Genomic DNA, 22204 nt, shown 5'->3' with positions numbered 1-22204 from the left:
ATCAACTCCCGTCGATAGGGGATGAACGGTTTTAATCAGGGCGTTGGCGTCACCGGGAAAGCTTGGCCGCCATCTTGATGGCTTCGACCATGGACTGGGGCGTGGCACGGCCTTCCCCGGCTTTGTCGAAGGCCGTGCCATGATCCACCGACGTGCGAACGATGGGGAGCCCGATGGTCACGTTGACGCCCGCCATTTGACTCCATGTTCCGGTACCGTCGTCATATTGAAAACCGACCAGTTTGGCGGGGATATGGCCCTGATCGTGGTACATGACCACCACGGCATCATACATGCCGCCTTTCATCTTGGAAAAAACGGTATCGGCCGGCAGGGGTCCTTCCACCCGGATCCCCGCGGCTCGACCGGCCTCCACCGCCGGCGTGATTTCGGTGTCGTCCTCATTGCCGAACAGGCCGCCTTCGCCGCAATGGGGATTGAGGCCGGCAACGGCAATCCGGGGCGTGGGGATATCCAGTCCCTTCAAGGTGCTGTGGGTGAGCTGAATCACTTTCAGGACCCGTTCCTTTTTGACCCGTTCACAGGCTTCCCGCAGGGATACATGCGTGGAGACGTGCGTCACACGGAAATTCCCATCGACCAGCATCATGGCAAAATCGGTCGTACCGGTTTTTTCACCGTAAATCTCGGTGTGACCGGCGTAGTGAAACCCGGCGGCGTTGATGGCGGCTTTATTGATCGGACCGGTCACCGTGCCGTCAATCTCTCCGGCAAGGGCGAGTGAGATGACCCGGTCGATGTATTCGAACGAGGCCTTTCCCTGCCCGGCGGTAACGTTTTTGTGCCGCAGGTCGGCCACCGGCATATTCATCAGGTCCAGAACGTCAAGCGTTCCCGGCCTGAACCGGCCGTCCGTGACCTGCCGGCAGGCATTGATCGTCAGATTCAGGTTGGAGAATTTGACCGCGTCGGCCATCACAGCCGCATCTCCGACAATAATTGGACGGCAGACGCTGTAGATCCCCGCATCGCTGAGCGCTTTGGCACAGATCTCCGGACCGATGCCACCGGGGTCGCCCATGGTGATGCCCAGCAGGGGAAGCGTGGATGTCTGCTTCATGATGAAAAACCTCTATTTCAATGAGTTGATAAGTTGCTTCAGAGTGTCGACTTTGCCGAAAGCGCCGGCCTTGGTGATCACGGGAAGCCCGTGGCGCATGCCGCCGACAAACTCCCCGCGCATCAGGCCCGGCAGTATTTCTTCCCGGATGAGCAGGCCATTAGCGCCGATCTGATGCCAGAACGCTTCGGCCGTATCGCCGCCGCTAAGGAAAAACCCGTCCACGGAATGATCGGTCAGCAGGTCCGCCGCCACCTTTGCCAAACCCTGAACCACATGATCGGGCTTTTCGGTTGGCTGCATTTTCTGGATCGGTTGGATGCTCAGGATCAGGCTGCCGGCAGCCCATACGTCAACCAATGCGGCACCGAACGGTTCCCGGCAAACTGAACCTTCACCGGAGGCCAGTGTCAGCGGATCCATGGCCACGTGGGCCCAGCCGGTAGTTCTGGCCAGCATCGCGACCTGATCCGCCAGCACCCGTGACGCCGAACCGCAGACAAACAACCATTTTTTGATCCTCGGCCGGTCCGCAGCCGCCGGGGCCTGAAGATTTCCGGCCATCATTCGGGACAGGCTGCCGGCCAGGCCGGCGGACCCGGCCAGCAGTATATTCTCAAAGTGGTCCCGGGCAAGGCTGGCGACGGCATCCAGGTGAACCGTTTGCTCGGCATCGAAGACGATGTTCCGGCAGCCGCCGTTGAGCAAGCTTCGGACCCGTTCCGCCAGTTCGGCAGGCCCTTTTTCAATGCAGGCCAGATCGACATGCCCCACCGGCATCCGGCTTTGGGCGGACAGGAGAACCGAGAGCCGCGATTCCCGGACGGGACAGAGAGGGTCGTGACCGATTTCAGTTTCGGCGAGCGGTACTCCATTGATCAGATGGTGGTCGTTAACGGTGGTACGCCCCTGTTGGGGAAAGGCCGGCGCCACAAAACTGGCGGTTGCGCCGGTTGCCTGAAGCAGGGAGTCGATTTCCGCGCCCAGGTTTCCCCGCAGGCAGGAATCAATTTTTTTATAAACCATTCGCGGGAATAGTCCGCGGATCTTTTCAGCCGCCCTGCCGACAATTGTAGCTGCCCTTGCCGCCTCGGTGTGGCGTGTATTGGTAAAAACGGCCAGCCCTGCCGTATGAACAGCAGCGGCGGTCAGGTCTCCATCAGCCGCACCTGCCATGTAGACCGGACCGACGGCTGGGCAGAACTGCGCTCCGGTATCGGCCGCACCGGTAATGTCATCCGCAATGACGGCGATATGGACGACGCGGTTCATGATTGAATGAGAGCTTCAACGGCCGGAATGGGGAGCATGTCCGGTGCGTGTGTCAAAACACTCAATCTCGCATCCGGACCCTGCCGACGCAGGGCTTCCTCGACTGCCGCATCGATGCTGTCGGCATGGGTGTGCCCCAGGCGAGCCTTGTCTGCGGCGGAAATACCGGGAGAGACCATGATCACCGAGGCCTTCTCTCTAACCATGGCCCAGGCAATGGCCAGGGCTGCCGCCACACCGTTTTTGATCCGACCGTCGCGATAGGCGGTCTTGATTTCCTTGGATGACCAGGCGGTAAAATCCAACAGGTCGGTATGCACCGGGCTGACCCCTTCGGGTGCCGGCGTGCAGACGATGATGGTCCCGCCCGCTCGAACCATCCGCTGGGCAGGGTACTGGGCTTTGTGGGACTGCCAGAAATCCAGGTCGCAGGGATACGAGTTGGCCAGAACAATATCCGGCGTTTCGTGGTAGGCCACGCCGTATATATCCTTGGCCATTTCGACGCCGGCCTTGAATGCCGCGCGCATATCACCGAAAAAGACGCCCACCACGCCACCTTGACTGTCCATGACGACATTAAAAATAGTGTGCATGCCTACCCGGTCGGCCATGTCGTCCATATCGCGGCGCACCGGATTGTCGACGATACCCAGCAAGGAGTCGCCACCGCTGCTGCAGGAGAGCAGGTGGGTTTCGGCTGTGGTCCGGGCACCGCAAACCCCCGGCTGGATGATCTTGGAGGAGCCTGAAAATCCCGGGATGTGGTGGGGAACAACCGCGCCCAGGCCAATCACGATATCCGCTTCGGCCACGGCCCGGTTCACCAGCAGTGGGGTTCCCTGGCTGGAAGCACCCAGGTCCACCAGGGCGTCGGGGTCTCGCCATTCGTGGTTGAAGACACGGATCCGCCGGTAGACGCGTTCACCCACCTTGGCCGCCATCTCGGCTTCCGTCATATAACGGTGGGTGCCCAGAGCCATGATGCATTCGATGCGGTCGTCCGGAATCCCGGCGGCATTCAGCCGCTCGAGCAGCGGCGGTATGATTCGGTCCGCCGGCGTCAGGCGGGTATTGTCGTCGCTGACGATCATGATCCGGTCATTCGGTTTGACCCATTTTTCCAGCGGCTCCTGACCAATCGGCGCATCGAAGGCGTCATCGATTGCGCGTTCCAGATCACTTAAGGGAGTCGACGGCCTGGGGCTAAGTGTTTCAATCAGATTCCGATCGGGTACCCTGAAGGTTACCGGGTTGCCGTCAAAAGGGATGGTCACCGTTGCCATGGGCGTCAATCTCCATACAGGTTCGGGATAAACATGACGATATCGGGAACATAGGTCATCAGTAGCAGCGCCCCGATCATGACCGCCAGAAAGGGAACGATATATCTGATGATTTCAGAGAGCTGAATCTGGGCGATATTGCATGAAATGAACAGGCAGATGCCCAGCGGCGGCGTAAGCATGCCGATGGCCAGGGCGGTAACCATGATGACGCCAAAATGCACGGGGTCGATGCCGAACTGCTCGATCACCGGTAGAAAAACCGGGGTCAGAATAATCAGCGATGCCGAGGTTTCCATGAATGTTCCCACCACCAGCAGGCAGGCAAGAATCAGGGCATATAGCACCGCCGGGGAGGTCGTCAGGCTGACCAGATAGGCGGCCACATTCTGCGGCACCCGCTCGGCCGTCAGGATCCACCCGAAAATATTGGCCGTGGCGATGAGCAGCATTACTGTAGAAGTGGAAATCGCGGCTTTGGCGAGAATTTTGGGCAAGTCGCGGACCTTCAGTTCGCGGTACACCCCGAAACCGATAATCGCCCCGTAAACGGCGGCGACCACGGCGGCTTCGGTGGGGGTGAAGATGCCGCCCAGGATACCGCCCAGGATGATCAGGGGCATCAGCAACGCCCAGAAAGCTCCGAAAAATGTTTTCCCGATGGCTTTAAAACCGAGAAAGTTCTCCCGTTCATAGCCGGCACGCCGGGCCAGAAAATAACTGACCGCCATCAGGCTGCCGCCGATCAGTGCACCGGGGATAAAACCGCCCAAAAACATTTTTCCGATGGAGACCCCGCCCACGACACCAAAAATAATCATGGGAATGGAAGGGGGAATGATGACGCCGATGGATCCGCCGGCAGCCTGCACTGCGGCGGCAAACCCTTTGTGGTACCCCTTGCGGATCATGGCCGGGATGGATACCGCCCCCACCGCTGCAGTGTCTGCCGCCGCAGCGCCTGAAATCCCGGCGAAGAACATGGCCGCCACGACGGCCACCATGGCCAGTCCACCGGACACGAACCCCACCAGGGCATGGGCAAAATCGAACAGGCGTCGCGAAATGCCGCCCGACTCCATCAATTCGCCAGCCAGCATGAAGAAAGGGATGGCCATCAACGGAAAAGAATCAGCGCCGGTAAAAAGCCGCTGGGCCGCCAGGGTTAAGGGCAGGCTGGAAGCGAACTGCAGGGTCGCCACCGACGCCACCCCCAGGGAAAAGGCAATGGGCACACCCAAAACAAAACAGATCAGCAGGGAAACGAACAATACGGCAGTCATATGCGCACCTCCCGATCCAGCGTGCGGTTCTGGATGGCGGCCACCATGATGCGCAATGAATTGATCAGCATGAAAATCCCGCCAACCGGCACGGCCATGTATGGGTAGCGCATGGAAATGTGCATGGACGGAGATTCCTGAAATTGGATGATCCCCAGGATTTTGAAACCCCAGTAGATGATCATGAGCAGAAAAATCTGGATGATCAGATTGACCAGCACCACCACCCATCGATAGACTCCGGGGGAGAGAAGCTTGTCCATCAGGTCGATACCCAGATGGACCTGATAGCGAACCCCGGCCGCGGCTCCCATGAAGGAGATCCAGACGAACAGGTAGCGCCCGGCCTCCTCGGACCAGGACAGCGGGTCGTTCAAGATGAAACGATACCAGACCTGGGCCGAAATGATGACCACCATCCCGGCCATCAGAAGGGCCAGAAACCAGTTGATGCAACGGTCCATGATGTTGAAAACAGAATTAAAAAACACGTCTGTCACCCTTTGATCGGGGTTTGTGTCCCATGGGACTATCCGGGTGCGGCCGGCCCGGTCGTTACCGACCAGGCCGGAAATAACAGATTCAGTTTGCTTTCCTGCGTTTTATTTGGCTGCTGCGATGGCTGCGTCGATCAATTTCTGGCCCTCTTCGGCATTGCCGCCGCCGATGGCTTTGATGACCGACGGATTGCTGTAAACGGAAGCGACGGCCTTGGCAAACGGCGCTTTGTCCGGATGGGTAATGGTCATGCCCTCTTTCTTACAGGCGGCTTCAAGCTCCTGGTCGGCCTTGAGTGAAAGCTCGCGTTCATAATCACGGGCCTCGGCGGCCGCATCGGCAACAATGTTCTGCTGTTCGGGGGTCAGCGTCTTCCAGGTCATCTCACTGATCAGCAGCACGGCCGGAGAGTAGAAATGCCCGGTCATGGCAAGGTATTTCTGGACTTCGAAAAACCGTGAGGAGTAAATCACGGCCAAGGGGTTTTCCTGGGCGTCCACGGTTTTCTGCTCCAGTGCGGTGTATAATTCACCGAAGGCCATGGGCAGCGGGCTGGCCCCCAGCGCCTTCATGGTCAGGATGAAAACGTCGTCCTCCATGACCCGGATTTTAATGCCTTTCATGTCCGAGGGACTTTGTACGGCCACCTTGGAGTTGGTGATGTTACGAAAGCCATTTTCAAACCATCCCAGGGAACGGATGCCCACCTTGGTGAAACGGTCGGCGATCTGGGTGCCGATTTCACCGTCTAGGACTCGGTAGCAGGATTCGCGGTCCTTGAAGAGAAAGGGCAGGTTGAACAGCTTGACCTGGGGGACGAAATTGCCCATGGGGCCGGTGGAGGTCAGGGTCATCTCCAGGGACCCGAGCTGCAGGCCCTCCACCATGTCGCGTTCGGACCCGAGCTGGGATGCCGGAAACACCTGGACCTCGATTTCGCCGCCGCTGTTTTCGGCAACGATTTTGCCGAAATGCTCGGCCGCCAGGTTGTAGATATGGGTCGGCTGGGTCGAAGTGCCGCATTTGAGAATGATTTTGGCGTAGCTCGCCGGGGACATCGCCAGGACGACAAACAGAGAAAACAGGACAATCATCGACAATTTTTTGCGCATAACTACCTCCTTGATGGATAAAAATGTGTTTTATCGCCGCGGCCTTTCACTCCCTGGACCTTATTTTTCTAGGATCGGAAAGGTATTGGCACCTTGTGGCATGACCGTTATCTTCGGCTCGCTGCTGCCACACTTCTCGTACGCCATTTTCAGGGCCTCCGCCATGGTGGCCACACCCTGGACGCCGGCCTTACGCGCCAGTTCGATATTCTCTTTGCGGGTGACCATGATGATGTGCCCCTGCTGGGCATACTCCAGCTGCCGCACGGCCACCCATCCCGAGATTAAAAAATTTGCCCGCACCGCCTGCTCCATTTCCAGAAAGGTGGGGTGATTGAACCAATCGAAAAATTCGCCGGGTTCCTTGATGTCCGGGCACTCCGCCAAAAGAATGACCACGCCGCCCGGCTTCATGGCATAAACGGCATTGTCGATGGTCTTTTGGGATTGATATAGATTGATATCCTTCGGATAGCCGCCGGCCGAAGCGATAACGATGTCGGCCTGTTCTTGAATCGCCACACCGAAGATGTCGTCCACCAGGCGTGTGGCTGCCTGCCAAGCCGAGATCCAATTGCCGGTAAAAATACCGGTAATGTCACCGTCCAGATTGGGCACCACGTTGACGATAAAATCGGGCTTGATAAATGCAGCCGCCTCCATCATGTCTTCGTGGGCCGGGTTGCCCGTTGTCTTCATGTTGGCGGCCAGGGGGTTGGAGCCTTTTCCGACGGTCTTCTCCATGGCCCACATGTGGCTCTGCTGAATGGTCTTCAAAGAAGAAACCCCCGGCAGGATGCTCTTGCGCCCGCCCCCATACCCCACCATGTAATGGTAGATAACCCCACCGGTGAGAATCACGCGGTCGGCCTCGGCCACCACGCGGTTCACGGACACCTCGGTCCCCCGGCTGGTCTTGCCGTAGTAGACCATGTTATCGGTGTCCCACGCGTTGTTGTTGATCACCCGGACACGATGGCAGACCGCTTCACTGCAAAGCTCCACAAACTCCTCGGCAGTGTTCTGGCGGTGCGCACCGACGGCGATGATGACCGTGATCGCCTCATCCGCTATGCCGGCTTCATTCAGGTAGTCGATCAGGATCGGCAGGGTGAGGTCGTTGCGCTGCCAGCCCCGGGTGATGTCGCTGACCGTGATGGCCACCGTCTGCCCCGGTTTGACGATTTCGTTCAACGGCGGGCTGTCGATGGGATGGTCCAGGGCGTTTCGATAGGCCGCAGCCAAATTTTCCGGCGGTTTGCGGTTGCGCCCCACGAGCTGATAGAGCAGCTGCGATTCCGGGATGGAAAAGCTTGTCGTCCCCTTGCCGATCTTCAGAGTGAAATCAATATTTTTCATTTTTTTATTCATTGTAAGGAGGTTCAGTCGGTCTCATCCGCTTCGAGCTTGGCGGCTTCCCCGTCTATCATCCGGTAGACATGTTCTTCGCCGGGAAAGGTTCCGTTGCGCACGTCATCGATGTAAGCGGAGAATACCTTGCGGTATTCGTCGGCGACGTTCCCATAACGCTTGACGAATTTAGGCGTGAACGCCTGGAACAGGCCCAGGATGTCCGAACAGATCATCACCTGGCCGTCGCAATCGCCGGCACCGATACCGTACACCGGTATGGGAATCTCATTGCAGATGACCCGGGTGACCTCAGGCGGGACCCCCTCCACGAGCACGGCAAACGCACCGGACGCATAAACCGCCTTGGCATCTTCGATAATCGCCTTGGCGCTGTCGGCGGTGCGCCCCTGCGCCCGGAATCCACCCATGGCACCGGAGCTTTGGGGGGTAAGTCCGACGTGCCCCATCACCAGCATGCCACCATCGCTGATGGCCCGGATGACCGGCGCTACCCGCGTACCGCCTTCCAGTTTTACACAGTCGACACCGGCTTCCTTGTGAAACCGGACTGCATTGCGGCAGGCATCTTCAACACCAACCTGGTATGCGCCAAAAGGCATGTCGCCGATGACGAACGTGTTGGGTGCTGCGCGGCGCACTGCTTCAGTGTGATAGATGCACTGGTCCATGGTGACGGGAACGGTTCCCGAATACCCATAAACAGCCATTCCCAGACTATCTCCCACAAGGAGCATGTCCATGCCGGCTTCTTCAGCCAACTGAGCGGTGATGTAGTCGTAAGCGGTTACCCAGACAGCCTTTCGGCCTTCCGTTTTCATTTTCTGGAGATCGAAGCGTGTAAGTTTCTTTTTCAATGTAATATTCCTCCGTTGATATTTTCCCTTTTGATTCGTCCAAGGGGCTTGATGACGGGTGATGGGTTGCACCGACCGGCTGAACCGAATCCTCGGAAAACCGGTGTCGTGTTTTCGAAATGGTTCTTGGGCAAGCGGCAATCAACCGCGTGAATCATCCTTTTCGATTGCCGGCAATGGTGACGGTGGCGCCCTTCTCTTCCAACGCTCTGAGAATCGCCGGGGCCAGCGGTCGGTCCGTGATGATTTCAAATTTTTCATCGACGTCAAACGCATCAAAAAACGCGACGTGTCCGAATTTTGAGGCATGGGCCAAAACGATGACCTGTTTGGCGGCCGCAGCCATGTAACGCTTGGTATAGGCCACCTCCAATGACGTATCGCAGCACGACGACTGGTTGATGGCATGAATTCCCATCAAGGCCACATCCACATGCAGGCCTTTCAGAAAACTCGATCCCGGCTCGCCAATCAGGGTGTAGGAGCCTGGGCGGAGAGACCCTCCGCTGACCAGCAGATGAATCGACGGGTTTCCGGCAAGCAGTTCACCAATTCGGATATCGTTGGTTACCGCGGTGAGTTTCAGTCCTTTTTCGACGACCTGGTATGCGGCTTCGTAGACGGTTGAGCTGGAATCAAAAATAACGCTCTGGTTGTCCTGAAGCCTGTCGGCCGCCAGTTTGCCGATGGTCGCTTTTTCCTCTCGTGCGATTTTGGATGAAATATGATAGTCCGGTTCGAAAGTCGTACCAGGGGTTGTCTTCAGCGTCGCGCCGCCGTGACTCCGATGAACAGCACCGGATTTGGCCAACCAGTCCAGATCGCGACGGATCGTCGGCAATGAAACGCCGATGGCATCGGACAGTTCGTGAACTGAAACGACGCCCTTTTGTCGTAACAGCTCAAGGATCACGTTGCGACGCTGGGCGGGGATGATGTCTGCTTTTTGTTGCGCAACAATCATAGATGTGATCCGATTAACCAGCAATTGATTGATAAAAACAATCATAAAAAGTCAATAAAAGTCAATAAAAAAAATTAACGCGCATTGCCCCGGCAAATTTCTGATTGGTCAACCGGGGGTTCAAGTGAGGTATTCCATCGCAACTGTTTATGCGGCGGTCACCAATGCGGGCCTGTTCCGCAGAGGAATAAAAAAATCAGGAATAAAAATGAAATCGCTCCGTGCTGGTCTTTTGAACAGAGAAACGATAATATCCTTTCTTGCACATTTGCATTCACACGTATCGCTGTAGAATGCCGCTCCTAAGAACGATTTTTAACCTTTTCCGATCCGCACACGAAAGGAGGCCCGCATGGGAAAATTTGTCATTTATGCCCTGATCATCGTCGTCGCGGCCCTCATTCTGGAATTTTTCCAGATTGTGGATATCCCGTTCCTTGAGATTCCCGATTACCTGTCCGGCAAGACAGAGATGATCCAAAAGACAAACGACATGCTGGAACAGACGAAGTAGAACGAAACCATTCCGGTAACGGGGTGTTGAGAAAGGCCTCAAGCCCATACCAGACAGGGAGGGAACCACGATGGATATAATGTTGAATGCCCAGGAAGCCCGGGTGCTGGGCTGTCTCATGGAAAAAGCCATGGCAACGCCTGAATACTATCCGTTGTCCCTCAACGCCCTGACCAATGCCTGCAACCAGAAGTCCAACCGGGATCCGGTGGTGGACTGGGACGAGCAGACCGTAGAGGACGCGGTGGGCGGCCTGGAAAAAAGCGGCCTGGTTAACCGGAGCACAGTCGGCCGGGTACCCAAATACGAGGAGATTTTCACCCGGCAGCACAATATGGTAGCCTCCGAAGCCGCCGTGCTCTGCGTGCTTTTGCTTCGCGGCCCCCAGACGCCCGGGGCCATCCGCAGTCGCACCGACCGCCTGCATGCCTTCGACAGTCTTGAAGCAGTGCAGGAGACATTGGACCGGATGTGCGAATGGGGCCATGTGCGCCGTTTGGAGAGACTGCCCGGCCACAAAGAGTGCCGGTTCATGCACCTGCTTTCCGGTGAACCCGATGACGGCGCCGACAACGCTGAAACTACCGGCCCGGCGCCTCTACCCGATGACATCGATCGGCTGGCACGGCTGGAAGCAGAAATCCAGTCTCTGAAAGATGAATTGGCCGACCTTGGAGCCGCTTTTAAATCATTTCGCAAACAGTTTGAATAAGGAGGCGCTATGAGTGGAGCATTTGGCAGGACATTAAAAACCGGGGTGCTTGTGTTCCTTCTCTGCGTTTCACTGGGTGCCGGCGGATGCGAAGGAACGGACACCCGGGACAAGGTGGATGACACGGTGGAAGAAATGGCCGGGAAAAAAAACGTCGACCGCTACAAAAAGATGAAAGAGGATCTTGGTGAGATACAGACGCAGCAAACGGAAAAATATCAGCAGCTGGACGAGGCGGCCGATGATAAATAAACAGGGTTCAATGGCCTGTTGACACCGACCGAAAAAAACCATTGCCCCATCCACCCGTGTCTGTGTTAAAGAATCGGCGACGGCGGCCGAAAATAGAAAAAAGGTTCACGGATTAAGCTGGAAGCGACCGGCATGCAGATTAAGGGTCTCTGATTATGGGGGATGCAGGAAAAGTCCAGGGTGAAAAACTCAGCGAGTTGTTCAACACCCTGGTTGCAAAAAAAGTGATCATCTCCATGAATGTGGTCGGGGCCGGTTTCGATCGGCTCACCTGCATCACCGGGATCACGAAGGATTCAGACGGCAGCCACTTGCTGGTCGACCCCCCGGACGACTTCGAGGAGGCCGCCGCCGTCAAGGATCTTTGGCATCTGCGGTTCAACTTCAACGGACCGGATCGTCTGGAGTACATCTTCAGCACCCGGGGCGGCAGACTGTGCGAGCAGGGTCTGAAAATACCCTTTCCCGAGCACGTTGAGCGGCTGCAGCGTCGCCGGAATTTTCGGGTAAATACCTTGATCGGGACCCAGATGCATTTTAAATTGAAAAAAATCCAGGGTGTCATCGACCTGATCAATGTCAGCCTCGGCGGCGTTTACGGAGTCCTGACCAAACACAATTTCAAGTTCATGCGCGGACCGGTATTGAAAATGGACCAGCAGGTCTATGATGTCAGCCTGGTATTTCCAGGCGATCATGATCGGCCGGGCAATACCATTTACGTGAAGAAGGCCGAAGTCAAGCGGATCGAACACGATCAGGACCGCGGATTTTACCGTTACGCCTTCGAATTCGAGGACATAGAAAAGGAAGAGCAGAATAAGCTCACCCAGGTTATCTATGACCTTCAGCGCTGGTATCTCCAGCGCCGGAAGTAATTCCCCGTTCGATGTGGCAATCAGTCATTAGCGGATAGGGTAGACCCGCATCGCCCGTCAATTCCTGGAGTTCACATGAAATGGCTTCTGATTCTATTCGCGATCCATATCGGCGGTTGCAGTCATCCACCCGTCCCGCAACACCCCCCTGAAAAACCATTTTACAGTGATGGATGCTCGTGTTTTCCCGACCTGGACTATGGTGACTGCTGCGTGGAACACGACCGGGTTTACTGGCAAGGGGGCACCCCCGACCAGCGCAGGGCCGCCGACGCTGCCCTGAGGCGATGCATCGCGGCAAAAGGCCGCCCTGTGCTTTCTCATGTGGTTTACTGGAGTGTCCGCATCGGCGGCCACGGGTGGCTGCCCACGCCCTGGCGCTGGGGCTTCGGCCGCAGCTGGCCCGAAGGGTACTATTCAAATCCATAACTCCGGAGCAATCGGCAAACCAAAGGAGCGTTCATTATGGCCGTTATTACCAAGTTTGTGGTGGTTCGAAATGGCATTGAACTGGACAGGGTGTTTCTGGTCAAGAAAGAGGCCGAGGCCTACGACAAGATGCGCGATGCCGCCGAAAACCTGGCCGCTTACATCAAAGGCGCCGGACTGGAGATCGGACTGGACGGCAAGGCCATCGATACCATTTCGGTCTTCCTTGCCAAAAACGGACCCGAAGTCACCCGGATCCTCAAAGGAATGAAACCCCATGTGCCGCCGGCACCTGCAACGGGTGAGGAAAAAAAAGACGAAACCCCGGCAGACACGGCAAAACGGAGAACCCCCGCGGCCAAGGCGAAACCCAAAGGTAAATAAACCTTCCCATGGCCGCCATATCCAAAAAAGAAGCCGACGCATGGGACCGTGTACTCGATGCCGCCGCAGACCTGGCTGACCTGATCGAAACCAGCGAAATCGAGATCGATGAATACGATCTCGAGGAACTGACGATCTTTCTGGCCACGCACGGGTATGCCGTACGCAACATGCTCAAGCACCTGAATCGGACATGGCCGCCGGACTGACCAGCTATAAATAATAAAGGGGCCACATCCCCGACGCTGAGGATCTTCCTTCATGAGTTTTGACGCGGAGAAAAAGGCAACGCTCGACAACATCTTCCACACCCAGGGATACACCGATTACAAGTGGGTCGATCCGAAGCAGATCGTGGTGGCCCAGTGGGTGCGCATGAAGTGCATGTTCGGCTGCGGGGAATACGGCCGCGGCGGCGCCTGCCCGCCCAACACCCCGTCTGTGGCCGAATGTGAAGGGTTTTTCAATGAGTACACCCAGGCCGTGATCCTCCACTTCGAAGGCAAGATGGACAAACCCGAGGACCGTCACGCCTGGTCCGCCAAAATTAACGCCCGCCTGATCAAATTGGAGCGCGAAATCTTTCTGGCCGGCTGCGAACGGGCCTTTCTTCTGTTCATGGACTCGTGCTGCTTCTGCAAGGAATGCAGCGGCGACCGGCGCACCTGCAACATGCCGCGCATGGCCCGGCCAGCCCCGGAGGCCATGGCCGTGGACGTATACAGTACCGTGCGCCAGTTCGGCTTTCCCATCGCCGTGCGCACCGCCTACGATCAGAAGATGGATCGCTACGCCTTTCTCATGGTGCATTGATTACAATGACGACACCGCTGAACAGCCATAACCTGCAGTCCTTCATCAACACCCACCGCCTGGCAGCCGTCATCCTGCCCATGGATGCCCACACCGCCACGGTGGAAGATGCGGCCATGGCCCTGGGTGTGGACGCCGACCGGGTCATCAAATCCCTGGTGTTCATGGCCGGGGACCAGCCGATCCTGGTGATCAACAACGGCTTGGCCCGGGTGGACCGCAAGAAACTGGCCGCATATCTGGGCATGAATCGCAAACGGGTAAAATTTGCCCGTGCCGAGAAGGCACTGGAGGTTTCCGGCTATGTGGTCGGCAGCATGCCGCCATTCGGCCACCGCGAAAATCTGCGCACTATAGTGGACGCCGCCACCGCAGGAATCGCCACCGTATACGGAGGCGGTGGGAGCGTCGATGCCATGATGCGGCTGTCATCCTCGGAATTGCTCAAGGTGACCCATGCCGAAGTGGTCGATATTTCAGAATAACCGTTCAACAGGGGATGCATGCGGTATAAACCGCTCCCCAAGCACCTGAGAAAGCCAACCCTAAACGAAGGAGGCGCCCCATGCTGGAAACCACCACCGTCGGTAGTCTGCCGAAACCGGAATACCTGGCGGAAACCGAAAAACTCTGGCCGGCCTGGCGCCTCGAGGGCGAGGCCCTGGAGCGTGCCAAGGAACGCGCAGTCGTGGAATGGCTGCACCATCAGGAAGCTGCGGGGATCCATATCGTCACCGCCGGTGAACAGCACCGCATCCATTTTGTTCACGGCTTTCTAGAGAGTCTACAAGGCATAGACTGGGAGAAGAAAACGCCCATGGGTATCCGGGACAACCGCTACACCGTGGATGTGCCCACGGTCACAGGTCCGGTTTCACGGCCGCAGCCGGTTCACCTGAACGAGGCACGCTTCACCCGGGCGCAAACGGATCGGCCCCTCAAATTCACCCTGCCCGGCCCCATGACCATCTGCGACACCATCGCCAACGCCCATTATACCAGCCGTGCGGAAATGGCCATGGCCTTTGCCGACATCCTCAACACCGAGGCCAAGGAACTCGAGGCCGCGGGAATCGACCTGATCCAGTTCGACGAACCGGCCTTCAATGTCTTCATGAACGACGTAAAGGAATGGGGCGTCGACGCCCTCCACCGGGCCATCGACGGACTTTCATGCACCACCGCCGTGCACATCTGTTACGGCTACGGAATCGACGAAAACCTGCGGTGGAAGGAGACCCTGGGCCGCGAGTGGCGCCAGTATGAAGACATCTTCCCGGCACTCAATGCCAGCCGCCTCGACCAGGTTTCACTGGAGTGCGCCGACTCGCGCGTGCCCTTGTCGCTGATGAAACTGCTGAAGGATAAGGGGTTGATGGTGGGTGTCGTTGCGGTTACCCGGCACCGGGTGGAAACGCCGGACGAGGTTGCCGCCACCATTCGTTCGGTCATGGCGCACGTAGCGCCTGAACGGCTGTATCCGTGTACCAACTGCGGCATGGCCCCCCTCCCCTACGACATAGCCGTGGACAAAATCCGCAGTCTGGCCGCCGGTGCGGCCCAGGTGAGAAAAACCCTGTAGGGAAAATCCGGAAGGAGGGCACCACCGCCGTGGCCCGGAAAAGGTGTGAAAGCCACTTTTATTCAAAATGCGGCGGGATGGTTTGAAGCAGCCAATCGTTCATGTCTTCCCTGTATCGCCACGACTGTTCATATCCGATCTTCTTTACCACATAGCGGTCGAGAAAATAGTATTCCACTTCAACCGCCTGCGTCACTTCCCGCTTGTCTTTGGCCACGGTAACCCCTAACAGATCATAACTGACAATCTTCATGTTCTCATATCGCTTCAAACAATCGTTGCGCCCCATCTCCACCGGATCAATATACTGGCACACGGCGTTGAAATCCGACAGACGCAGGGCGGTTCCGTATGAATCCATGGTCCGTCCATACGCCTCCATTTTCCCGTGCTCCGAAATGGACGCACACCCCAGCGGCAGACAAATGAGAACGGCGATGGCGATAATCAGGTTTTTCATACGATGCACCCTCAGATGGTTTCAATTGGCGTTGCCGGCAGCTATAAAAACACAAATTCTTCCGGCGATCAACAGGTGCCCGTATGTTAAAGGGATCTGACCTGATAAACACGATGCTGCTCCAATTTGCGCATTGACATCCGGTAGGTTTTGTGGGCATTTTTTCTTCTCAGTTCAGCCCTTTCAGCTCCGGCGTTCGGAATGTCCGAAACCGTTTTTTCCGCACCCACAACCACCGATGGCCGCTCCGACCGTTCGGAAACCCATCAGTAAAAAGGAGGCTATTGAATGACGGCACCCGGAAACCCTATGACCGATGGACAAAAAGCCCGGTTCAACGCGTTGAACAAGGAGAACCTCGAATTTCTCATGGACCGCTACAACCGGGTCAATCGGTGGGTCATCGCAGACATGATCCGGCGAACCGCCTACCACTCCCCGGACAAGACGGCCATCATTTTCGGTGACCAGTCCCTCACCTACGCCCAACTGGAGGCAGCCGCCAATAGGACGGCCAACGCCCTTGCCGGCCTGGGGGTCAACAAGTACGACCGGGTGGCCATTCTGGCCCACAACACCATCCACCATGTGCTGACCTGGCTGGGTTGCTGCAAGATCGGGGCGGTGTACCTGGCCATCAACTACCTGCTGCGCGGCCCGGACATCACCTATTGCATCAACCATTCGGAAAGCAAGGTGTTCATTGTCGAAGACGCCCTTTTCGCGCTGGTGGAGGGGGTGCTGGACGAGATGCCGACGGTGAACCACCTGATATGGTCTGACCAGGGGGGTGGCCAGCCGGCGGTGGACGACCGTTTCCTGGGCTTCGACGCCTGGATGAAAGCCGCCCCGGACACGGAGCCCGACGTGATCCTGCACATCGAAGATCCCTGCCAGATGACATACACCAGCGGGACCGAGTCACTTCCCAAAGGGGTGATCATCAGCAACCAAGCGCTCATGGCCCAGTACATGGGAGCCATCATCGATGGGGGCTACGACAGCGGGGATATCAATGTCAACGCCCTGCCCATCTACCATTGCGCCCAGCGGGACGTATTTTTAAACCCCATTTTCTGGGTGGGCGGCACCAATATTCTCATGGCGCCGGACATCGGCATGATTTTAAAAACTATCGACCGTTACCGGGCCAACATGTTTTTCGCCCCGCCCACCGTGTGGATCGGCATCCTGCGCCATCCGGATTTCGAGCGCTACGACCTCTCCTGCCTCACCAAGTGCTACTACGGGGCTTCCATCATGCCCGTGGAAGTCCTCAAGGAACTCATGGCGCGGCTGCCCGGTTGCAAGGTCTACAACTACTACGGCCAGACTGAGCTGGCGCCCTACCACACCATTCTGAAGGCCGAAGACGCCCTGGAAAAGCTGGGATCGGCCGGTATGGCGGGCCTGAACATGGAAACCCGGCTGGAGGATGAGGATTTCCAGCCCATCGACGCGGCAGGAATCCCCGGCGAGATCTGCGGCAAGGGTCCCCACGCCATGATCATGTATTTCAAGGAGCCGGAAAAAACCGAAACGGCCATGCGCGGCGGATGGTTTCACTCCGGGGATATCGGCGTGCTGGACGACGATCGCTACATCGCGGTGGTGGACCGCAAGAAAGACATGATCAAAACCGGCGGCGAGAATGTCTCCACGCGGGAGGTGGAAGAGGCCATCTACCTTGACAAGCGCGTTGAGGAGGTGGCCGTCATCGGTACGCCCCATCCCAAATGGGTGGAGGCGGTTACGGCGGTGGTGGTGCCCCGCAAAGGGGAAACCATCACCGAGGATGAGATCATCGGCATGTGCAGGAAGAAACTGGCCGGATTCAAGGTGCCCAAAGCCGTGGTCTTCGTGGATGCTCTGCCCAAGACCCCCACCGGCAAAATCCTCAAGCGCGACATGCGCGGCACCTACAGTAAGTTGAACCGCTGAATACAGCCATTGCCAGGTGCGGCCCTCGCCCGGCAATGGGGCGAGGGATAGGTTGGAATGGCGTGTAATGAGCTAACCCACTAAAAATCAATTAATAACGCCGACCGCCACCGCCACCGCGCCGTCCCCGGTCGCCCTGGCCGCCGCCACCGTGTCGGCCGCCGCCACGGCCACCTTCGGGTTTGGGACGGGCTTCATTGACATTCATGGCCCGGCCTTTGAATTCTTTGCCGTTCAGCGCTTCAATGGCCTTCTTGGCCTCCTCACCTGAAGCCATCTCCACAAATCCGAATCCTTTGGGACGGCCGCTATCACGATCTTTGATAATGTTGACCGCATCTATCTTGCCAAAGACTTCGAACGCCGAACGCAAATCATCTTCTGTGACATCGAACGACAAATTACCGACATAAATGTTCATTTTAATCTCCTATTAAGGAAGTTGGAAACCACACATCCAGTTGATGGGTCTGTGGGAAATTCAGGCAAGATCAGGGCTTGCCTGATATTTTGGGACGGAATCGCGTCAGCCCTTCGAGAACGCATCATATCACCATCCGATACGATAGCAAGCGATTGATTCCGCCCATACCCTAAATGCCGGGGGATCCTTCGGAACGAAATAAGCGGATGTTGATTTTTTCACATTTTCTCCCAGAGGGTATCTGGAGTGGCAAACGACCGGTTGGAAGGGGTTCATCATTTTTCATGACTCTTCAACACGTCTCTAATCGCCCTTGCAATGGTTTCAAGCCGATACGGCTTTTTCACATAGGCGCCGGCTCCCAGTTTTCGGGCCTCTTGTACCCGGTCGGATTCAGAGAACCCGCTGGTGATCACGGCTCGCTGGCCGGGATGCATGTGGATGATGCGCCGGTAGGTTTCCAGGCCGTCGATGCCGGGATCCATAATCATATCCAGCACCAGCAGATCGACCCGCTGTTCCCTTAAATATTCAACGGCAGCTTCGCCACTGGAAACGCTGGCCACGTCATAACCCAACCGGGTGAGCATTCCAGTAGCGATTTCGCGCTGTTCCTTCACATCATCCACAACGAGAATTCGCTCACCGTCACCCATCAGGTTTTCAACGGTTTCCGGTGCACGCGTCTGCATTCGGTGCTCTTTGGTGGAAGGAAGGAAAATGGTTACCGTGGTGCCTTGTGCCGGTTTGCTTTGAATGTCTATGTACCCACGGTGATCCTTGACAGTCCCCCATACCACCGCCATACCCAGTCCGGTACCGCTGCGGCCCATCACTTTTTTAGTGTAAAACGGCTCGAAAATCCGGTCGATGTCCTCGTGCGAAATGCCGATGCCGTTGTCTGTCACCGTCAGCACCACATAATCGCCCTCTTCGATGTCGTCATAGCCTTTAATGGGGGCATCGATGTATCGGTTTTCCGTTTCGATACGGATCAGTCCTTCGCGCATCGTCGCTTCCGCGGCATTGGAAATCAGGTTCATCACGGTTTTTGCGAGGTGGACCGGAGAGCCGGAAATATCCAGAAGGTCGTCTGCCAACTCCGTTTCCAGTTGAAAATCCGGGTGGTGACTCCGCAATGTTTCGTATTCAGGGCTTTTCAGGTACTCCCGGACCACTTGGTTCAGGCTGACAATTTCTGCGACGGACACCCCCCGCCGGGCCAGGGTCAACAGATCCTGAACGATATTGGCGGCGCGTTCACCGGATCGCTGGATGGTGCGGATGGGCTTCTGCAGAGGGCTTTCTTCCGGAAGATCCATGAGAATCAACTCCGGATAACTGACCAGTCCCGACAGGACGTTGTTCAGGTCGTGGGCGACTCCGCCGGCCAGCATGCCGATAGCCTCCATTTTCTGGGCCCGCTGGAGCTGGTCCATCAACCGTTTTTTTTCCGCCGCAGCGGTCACCCGTTCAGAGATATCTCTCACCATGCCCAGTGCCAGGTCGTCCGATACCGCCACGAGCCGGCATTCGTAATACCTGACGGCATCCTCGATCGGAAGGTCGTACTCGAACACCCTCACCTGCCTGGTCTCGAACGTCCGGACGAGCTGGTTCCGAAAAATCCTGGCAATTGGGCCAGGCATGACATGCTCGATTTTCCGACCGATGCATTGATCAGGAAGTACCGTAAGGTTTCCCGGTTTTCCCCGCACGTCGATGAACCGGCCGTCGCGATCGAACTGGAACATGATATCGGGAATGGCGTCGAGAATTGCCTGGCTCCTGGCTTCACTCTCCCTGCTTTTATCCTCCGCCCGTTTGCGTTCAGCGGCCTCTTTCTGCAACGACTGTTCGCGTTTGCGGATTTCTTCGGCCATCTTGCTGAACCGTCGGGCGATGTCGGCTAGCTCATCATGGTGAACCTCATCGAACCCGTAGTCATAGTCTCCTCGGGCCACCCGGTCCATTCCCTGACGGAGTATGGCCAAAGGCATGCGCATGAGCACCCGTAATACGATTCTCGTGGCAAGGATAATGACCACCAGGGATACCGCCAGAATCAGGATGGCGGTATTTCGCAGCCAGGTCAGGTCTTGGCGATAGGTGTCCAGTGATAATGAGATCCGCGCCTGGCCGATCGGTTTTCCGATGTGAATAATCGGCACCACCCGGACGATCGGGTTCTCGGCGGTGTTCCGGCTGAATTCATAGATGACGGTTCCCTTTGCATCAAGAATGAGGATCGAAGTAACCAGATCGTTCCGGGCAAAGCTCTCTCCGATCCGCCGGATCTGTTCGTCATCATAGTCCCAGATCGGAACTGCCAGCGTTTCGGACAGATTGACGGCATACTCATCCGCTTTTGCCTGCAGCTGGCGGTACAGCTCGTCAGCCTGCCGGTTGTATATTAAAATAAGCAGAATCCCCTCCACCAGAAACACCAGCAGCACCAGGCTGAAGGCCAGCTCGGTGGATATGGATCGGCGCCTCAGTGAACCAATGCCTCGAATGGGGGGACTCTGTGAAACAGGCTCGGGGAAGTTATTTCTTTTTGATATCAAATGCGTTTTCCTGCGAGCCGGCTGTTATTGCGGCTCATAATTATATGTGCGGCAGATCCGCTGGTAACTGCCGTCTGCTTTCATTTCATCCAGCACCGCCTGCCACAGTCGGATAACATGGGGTGAGGTTGCTTTTGAGAATGCGATATAATTGCCCACACGATGAAAGGCGAAAGCCAGTTCCAATTGGTACGCAGAAACACCGGCTTGATCGGCCAGGTATGGCACATTGAAATCCGAACTGACCCACAAATCGATATTTCCCTTCTTTAGGTGGGTCACATTGGAAATATTTTTATTGGTGGGGACCAGGTTTTCAAATCCCAATGCCTGCAGGTATTGCATTTTGGCATCCTGGTGGTAAGTGCCGATGCGATCCACTTTTTTGGCCGCCTCTATGTCCGGGACATCGATACCGCTGCCTTTCCATCGATAGAACCCCCATCGTTGACGGTACAGCGGCCCCACCCAGGAGAAAAGGGCTTCCCGCTGGGGAAGCCGGGTGGTTGAAAAAAGGGCTGTGCCGGCATCGGATTGGACCAGCTTGTATCCCCTGGCCCACGGGACCAACGATATGGTATCGGGCTGGCCGATCCGTCTGAGAATTTCCTGAACAATTTCGGTGGACAGACCTTTGATCTGGCCCTTTTCTTTATAAGAAGACGGCGGCGAATCCTCAGTGTACAGCTTCAGGGGAAATGGCCTGTCGGTGGAGGTCTGGCGTTCGGATACCATGATGGCCTCCGGCGGCAGCCATTTACGCGTCAGCCACCAGAACGTGCCGTCCGCCTTCATTTCATCCAGGGTCGCCTGCCACTGCTGCACAATAACCGGCGATGTCTGTTTTGAAATGGCAATGTAGGAAAAGTGCTGCTGATATGTGAAGACCTCTTCAATTTCATTCGGATCGATCCCGACTTCACGGGCCACCTGGTAAGGGCCGATATTATCATAAAACCAGAGGTCCACCCGTCCGGACATCAGTTTGCGGAGATTGCTCTGCGGACTTTTGGAGCTGTCGAGATTGGTAAATCCGAGCGATGTCAGGAGTTGTTCCCTGAAATCGTCCTTGTAGGTGGCGATGGCTCCCACCTGCTTTGCCGCTTCAAGAGAATCGATCCGGCGCGCATCACTTTTTCTGGCATAAAAACCCAACCGAACGGTATAAAGGGGTCCGACCCACTGGAAGAGCGGCTCCCGTTTCTGCGTGAGGGCGGTGGTAAACAAAACCACATTGGGTTCGCTGCTGAGCAGCTTGTACCCCCGGGTCCATGGCATGACCTGGATGTCTCCCGCAATTCCCAGGCGACGGGTGATTTCCCGGACCACCGCGGTGGTAGCGCCGGTCGGTTTCCCGCTTTCGGTATAATTGAACGGCGGGTTTTCTTCAGTTACGAGGGTTATGCCGGCAGCCAGGCAACACGTCATGGAGAGAAGCAAGAAGACCAAAAGAAAAAACCCGGAAGTGAGTTTCATGAATCGCTCCTTAAAGGAAATCCCCTGTGCTGTCGTTAATCGACCTTA

At 56.6% G+C, this 22204-nt stretch carries 24 protein-coding genes; 11 read left to right on the top strand and 13 right to left on the bottom strand.

The features are described from left to right. Positions 1-49: 49 nt before the first annotated feature. The 9 genes from pdxA to ACHZBS_RS12520 all read right to left on the bottom strand — a co-directional run bounded on the left by pdxA (position 50) and on the right by ACHZBS_RS12520 (position 9724). Positions 50-1081, bottom strand: a complete 1032-nt coding sequence (pdxA, locus tag ACHZBS_RS12560; protein ID WP_319406858.1) for a 4-hydroxythreonine-4-phosphate dehydrogenase PdxA — start codon at positions 1079-1081, stop codon at positions 50-52. 12 nt (positions 1082-1093) lie between these two features. After that, positions 1094-2353: a four-carbon acid sugar kinase family protein gene (locus ACHZBS_RS12555; RefSeq protein ID WP_319406857.1), complete on the bottom strand. Its 1260-nt coding sequence runs from the start codon at positions 2351-2353 to the stop codon at positions 1094-1096. Beyond that, complete coding sequence (gene larA, locus ACHZBS_RS12550) at positions 2350-3639, bottom strand: nickel-dependent lactate racemase (protein WP_319406856.1); 1290 nt, start codon at positions 3637-3639, stop codon at positions 2350-2352. Before larA (ACHZBS_RS12550) ends, ACHZBS_RS12555 begins: the two co-directional genes overlap by 4 nt. Positions 3640-3644: 5 nt before the next feature. Next, positions 3645-4922, bottom strand: a complete 1278-nt coding sequence (locus tag ACHZBS_RS12545) for a TRAP transporter large permease (RefSeq protein WP_319406855.1) — start codon at positions 4920-4922, stop codon at positions 3645-3647. After that, positions 4919-5413, bottom strand: a complete 495-nt coding sequence (locus tag ACHZBS_RS12540; protein WP_319406854.1) for a TRAP transporter small permease — start codon at positions 5411-5413, stop codon at positions 4919-4921. The genes ACHZBS_RS12545 and ACHZBS_RS12540 overlap by 4 nt, the downstream gene beginning before the upstream one ends. Positions 5414-5524: 111 nt before the next feature. Beyond that, positions 5525-6532 carry a TRAP transporter substrate-binding protein gene (locus ACHZBS_RS12535; protein WP_319406853.1) on the bottom strand — a complete coding sequence of 336 codons (1008 nt, stop codon included), beginning with the start codon at positions 6530-6532 and terminating at the stop codon, positions 5525-5527. A 60-nt stretch (positions 6533-6592) separates the two neighbouring features. Next, positions 6593-7891, bottom strand: a complete 1299-nt coding sequence (larA, locus tag ACHZBS_RS12530; protein WP_319406852.1) for a nickel-dependent lactate racemase — start codon at positions 7889-7891, stop codon at positions 6593-6595. 23 nt (positions 7892-7914) lie between these two features. Beyond that, the gene (panB, locus tag ACHZBS_RS12525; RefSeq protein ID WP_319406851.1) at positions 7915-8760 is read right to left on the bottom strand and encodes a 3-methyl-2-oxobutanoate hydroxymethyltransferase; all 846 of its coding nucleotides are present in this window, start codon (positions 8758-8760) and stop codon (positions 7915-7917) included. Positions 8761-8914: 154 nt separating this feature from the next. Next, the gene (locus tag ACHZBS_RS12520; protein WP_319406850.1) at positions 8915-9724 is read right to left on the bottom strand and encodes a DeoR/GlpR family DNA-binding transcription regulator; all 810 of its coding nucleotides are present in this window, start codon (positions 9722-9724) and stop codon (positions 8915-8917) included. Between the two features lie 352 nt (positions 9725-10076). On the opposite strand from ACHZBS_RS12520, the gene ACHZBS_RS12515 reads away from it, so the two are divergent. The 10 genes from ACHZBS_RS12515 (at position 10077) to ACHZBS_RS12470 (ending at position 15288) form a co-directional block, all read left to right on the top strand. Then, complete coding sequence (locus ACHZBS_RS12515) at positions 10077-10238, top strand: hypothetical protein (protein WP_319406849.1); 162 nt, start codon at positions 10077-10079, stop codon at positions 10236-10238. A 70-nt stretch (positions 10239-10308) separates the two neighbouring features. Beyond that, positions 10309-10950 carry a YceH family protein gene (locus ACHZBS_RS12510; RefSeq protein ID WP_319406848.1) on the top strand — a complete coding sequence of 214 codons (642 nt, stop codon included), beginning with the start codon at positions 10309-10311 and terminating at the stop codon, positions 10948-10950. 9 nt (positions 10951-10959) lie between these two features. Further along, positions 10960-11202 (top strand): hypothetical protein, encoded by a 243-nt coding sequence (locus ACHZBS_RS12505; RefSeq protein WP_319406847.1) that lies wholly within the window; start codon positions 10960-10962, stop codon positions 11200-11202. Between the two features lie 155 nt (positions 11203-11357). Continuing rightward, on the top strand, positions 11358-12080 hold the full coding sequence (locus tag ACHZBS_RS12500; RefSeq protein ID WP_319406846.1) for a PilZ domain-containing protein: 723 nt from the start codon (positions 11358-11360) through the stop codon (positions 12078-12080). Positions 12081-12155: 75 nt separating this feature from the next. After that, positions 12156-12509, top strand: coding sequence for a hypothetical protein (locus tag ACHZBS_RS12495; RefSeq protein WP_319406845.1), 354 nt, complete (start codon positions 12156-12158; stop codon positions 12507-12509). Positions 12510-12545: 36 nt separating this feature from the next. After that, positions 12546-12893 (top strand): YebG family protein, encoded by a 348-nt coding sequence (locus ACHZBS_RS12490; protein ID WP_319406844.1) that lies wholly within the window; start codon positions 12546-12548, stop codon positions 12891-12893. A gap of 8 nt (positions 12894-12901) precedes the next feature. Further along, on the top strand, positions 12902-13102 hold the full coding sequence (locus ACHZBS_RS12485) for a YebG family protein (protein ID WP_319406843.1): 201 nt from the start codon (positions 12902-12904) through the stop codon (positions 13100-13102). A gap of 52 nt (positions 13103-13154) precedes the next feature. After that, positions 13155-13706: a DUF2284 domain-containing protein gene (locus ACHZBS_RS12480; protein ID WP_319406842.1), complete on the top strand. Its 552-nt coding sequence runs from the start codon at positions 13155-13157 to the stop codon at positions 13704-13706. Between the two features lie 5 nt (positions 13707-13711). Continuing rightward, the gene (locus tag ACHZBS_RS12475) at positions 13712-14191 is read left to right on the top strand and encodes a YbaK/EbsC family protein (RefSeq protein WP_319406841.1); all 480 of its coding nucleotides are present in this window, start codon (positions 13712-13714) and stop codon (positions 14189-14191) included. An 80-nt stretch (positions 14192-14271) separates the two neighbouring features. After that, a complete protein-coding gene (locus ACHZBS_RS12470; RefSeq protein ID WP_319406840.1) occupies positions 14272-15288 on the top strand; it encodes a methionine synthase in 1017 nt (338 codons plus the stop codon). A 58-nt stretch (positions 15289-15346) separates the two neighbouring features. On the opposite strand, the gene ACHZBS_RS12465 is transcribed toward ACHZBS_RS12470, so the two are convergent. After that, entirely contained in the window at positions 15347-15748 is a 402-nt protein-coding gene (locus ACHZBS_RS12465) for a hypothetical protein (protein ID WP_319406839.1), read from the bottom strand. A gap of 288 nt (positions 15749-16036) precedes the next feature. On the opposite strand from ACHZBS_RS12465, the gene ACHZBS_RS12460 reads away from it, so the two are divergent. Next, complete coding sequence (locus tag ACHZBS_RS12460; RefSeq protein ID WP_319406838.1) at positions 16037-17689, top strand: acyl-CoA synthetase; 1653 nt, start codon at positions 16037-16039, stop codon at positions 17687-17689. A 91-nt stretch (positions 17690-17780) separates the two neighbouring features. On the opposite strand, the gene ACHZBS_RS12455 is transcribed toward ACHZBS_RS12460, so the two are convergent. The 3 genes from ACHZBS_RS12455 to ACHZBS_RS12445 all read right to left on the bottom strand — a co-directional run bounded on the left by ACHZBS_RS12455 (position 17781) and on the right by ACHZBS_RS12445 (position 22156). Then, complete coding sequence (locus ACHZBS_RS12455) at positions 17781-18110, bottom strand: RNA-binding protein (RefSeq protein ID WP_319406837.1); 330 nt, start codon at positions 18108-18110, stop codon at positions 17781-17783. A 278-nt stretch (positions 18111-18388) separates the two neighbouring features. Then, positions 18389-20680, bottom strand: a complete 2292-nt coding sequence (locus ACHZBS_RS12450; protein ID WP_319406836.1) for an ATP-binding protein — start codon at positions 20678-20680, stop codon at positions 18389-18391. Positions 20681-20704: 24 nt separating this feature from the next. Further along, entirely contained in the window at positions 20705-22156 is a 1452-nt protein-coding gene (locus ACHZBS_RS12445; protein WP_319406835.1) for an ABC transporter substrate-binding protein, read from the bottom strand. Positions 22157-22204 lie beyond the last annotated feature (48 nt).

Source organism: uncultured Desulfosarcina sp. (genome assembly GCF_963664155.2).
Taxonomy (GTDB): Bacteria; Desulfobacterota; Desulfobacteria; order Desulfobacterales; family Desulfosarcinaceae; genus Desulfosarcina.
Note: the sequence above shows the minus strand (reverse complement) of the source record. Positions and strands in the feature narration are given on the sequence as shown.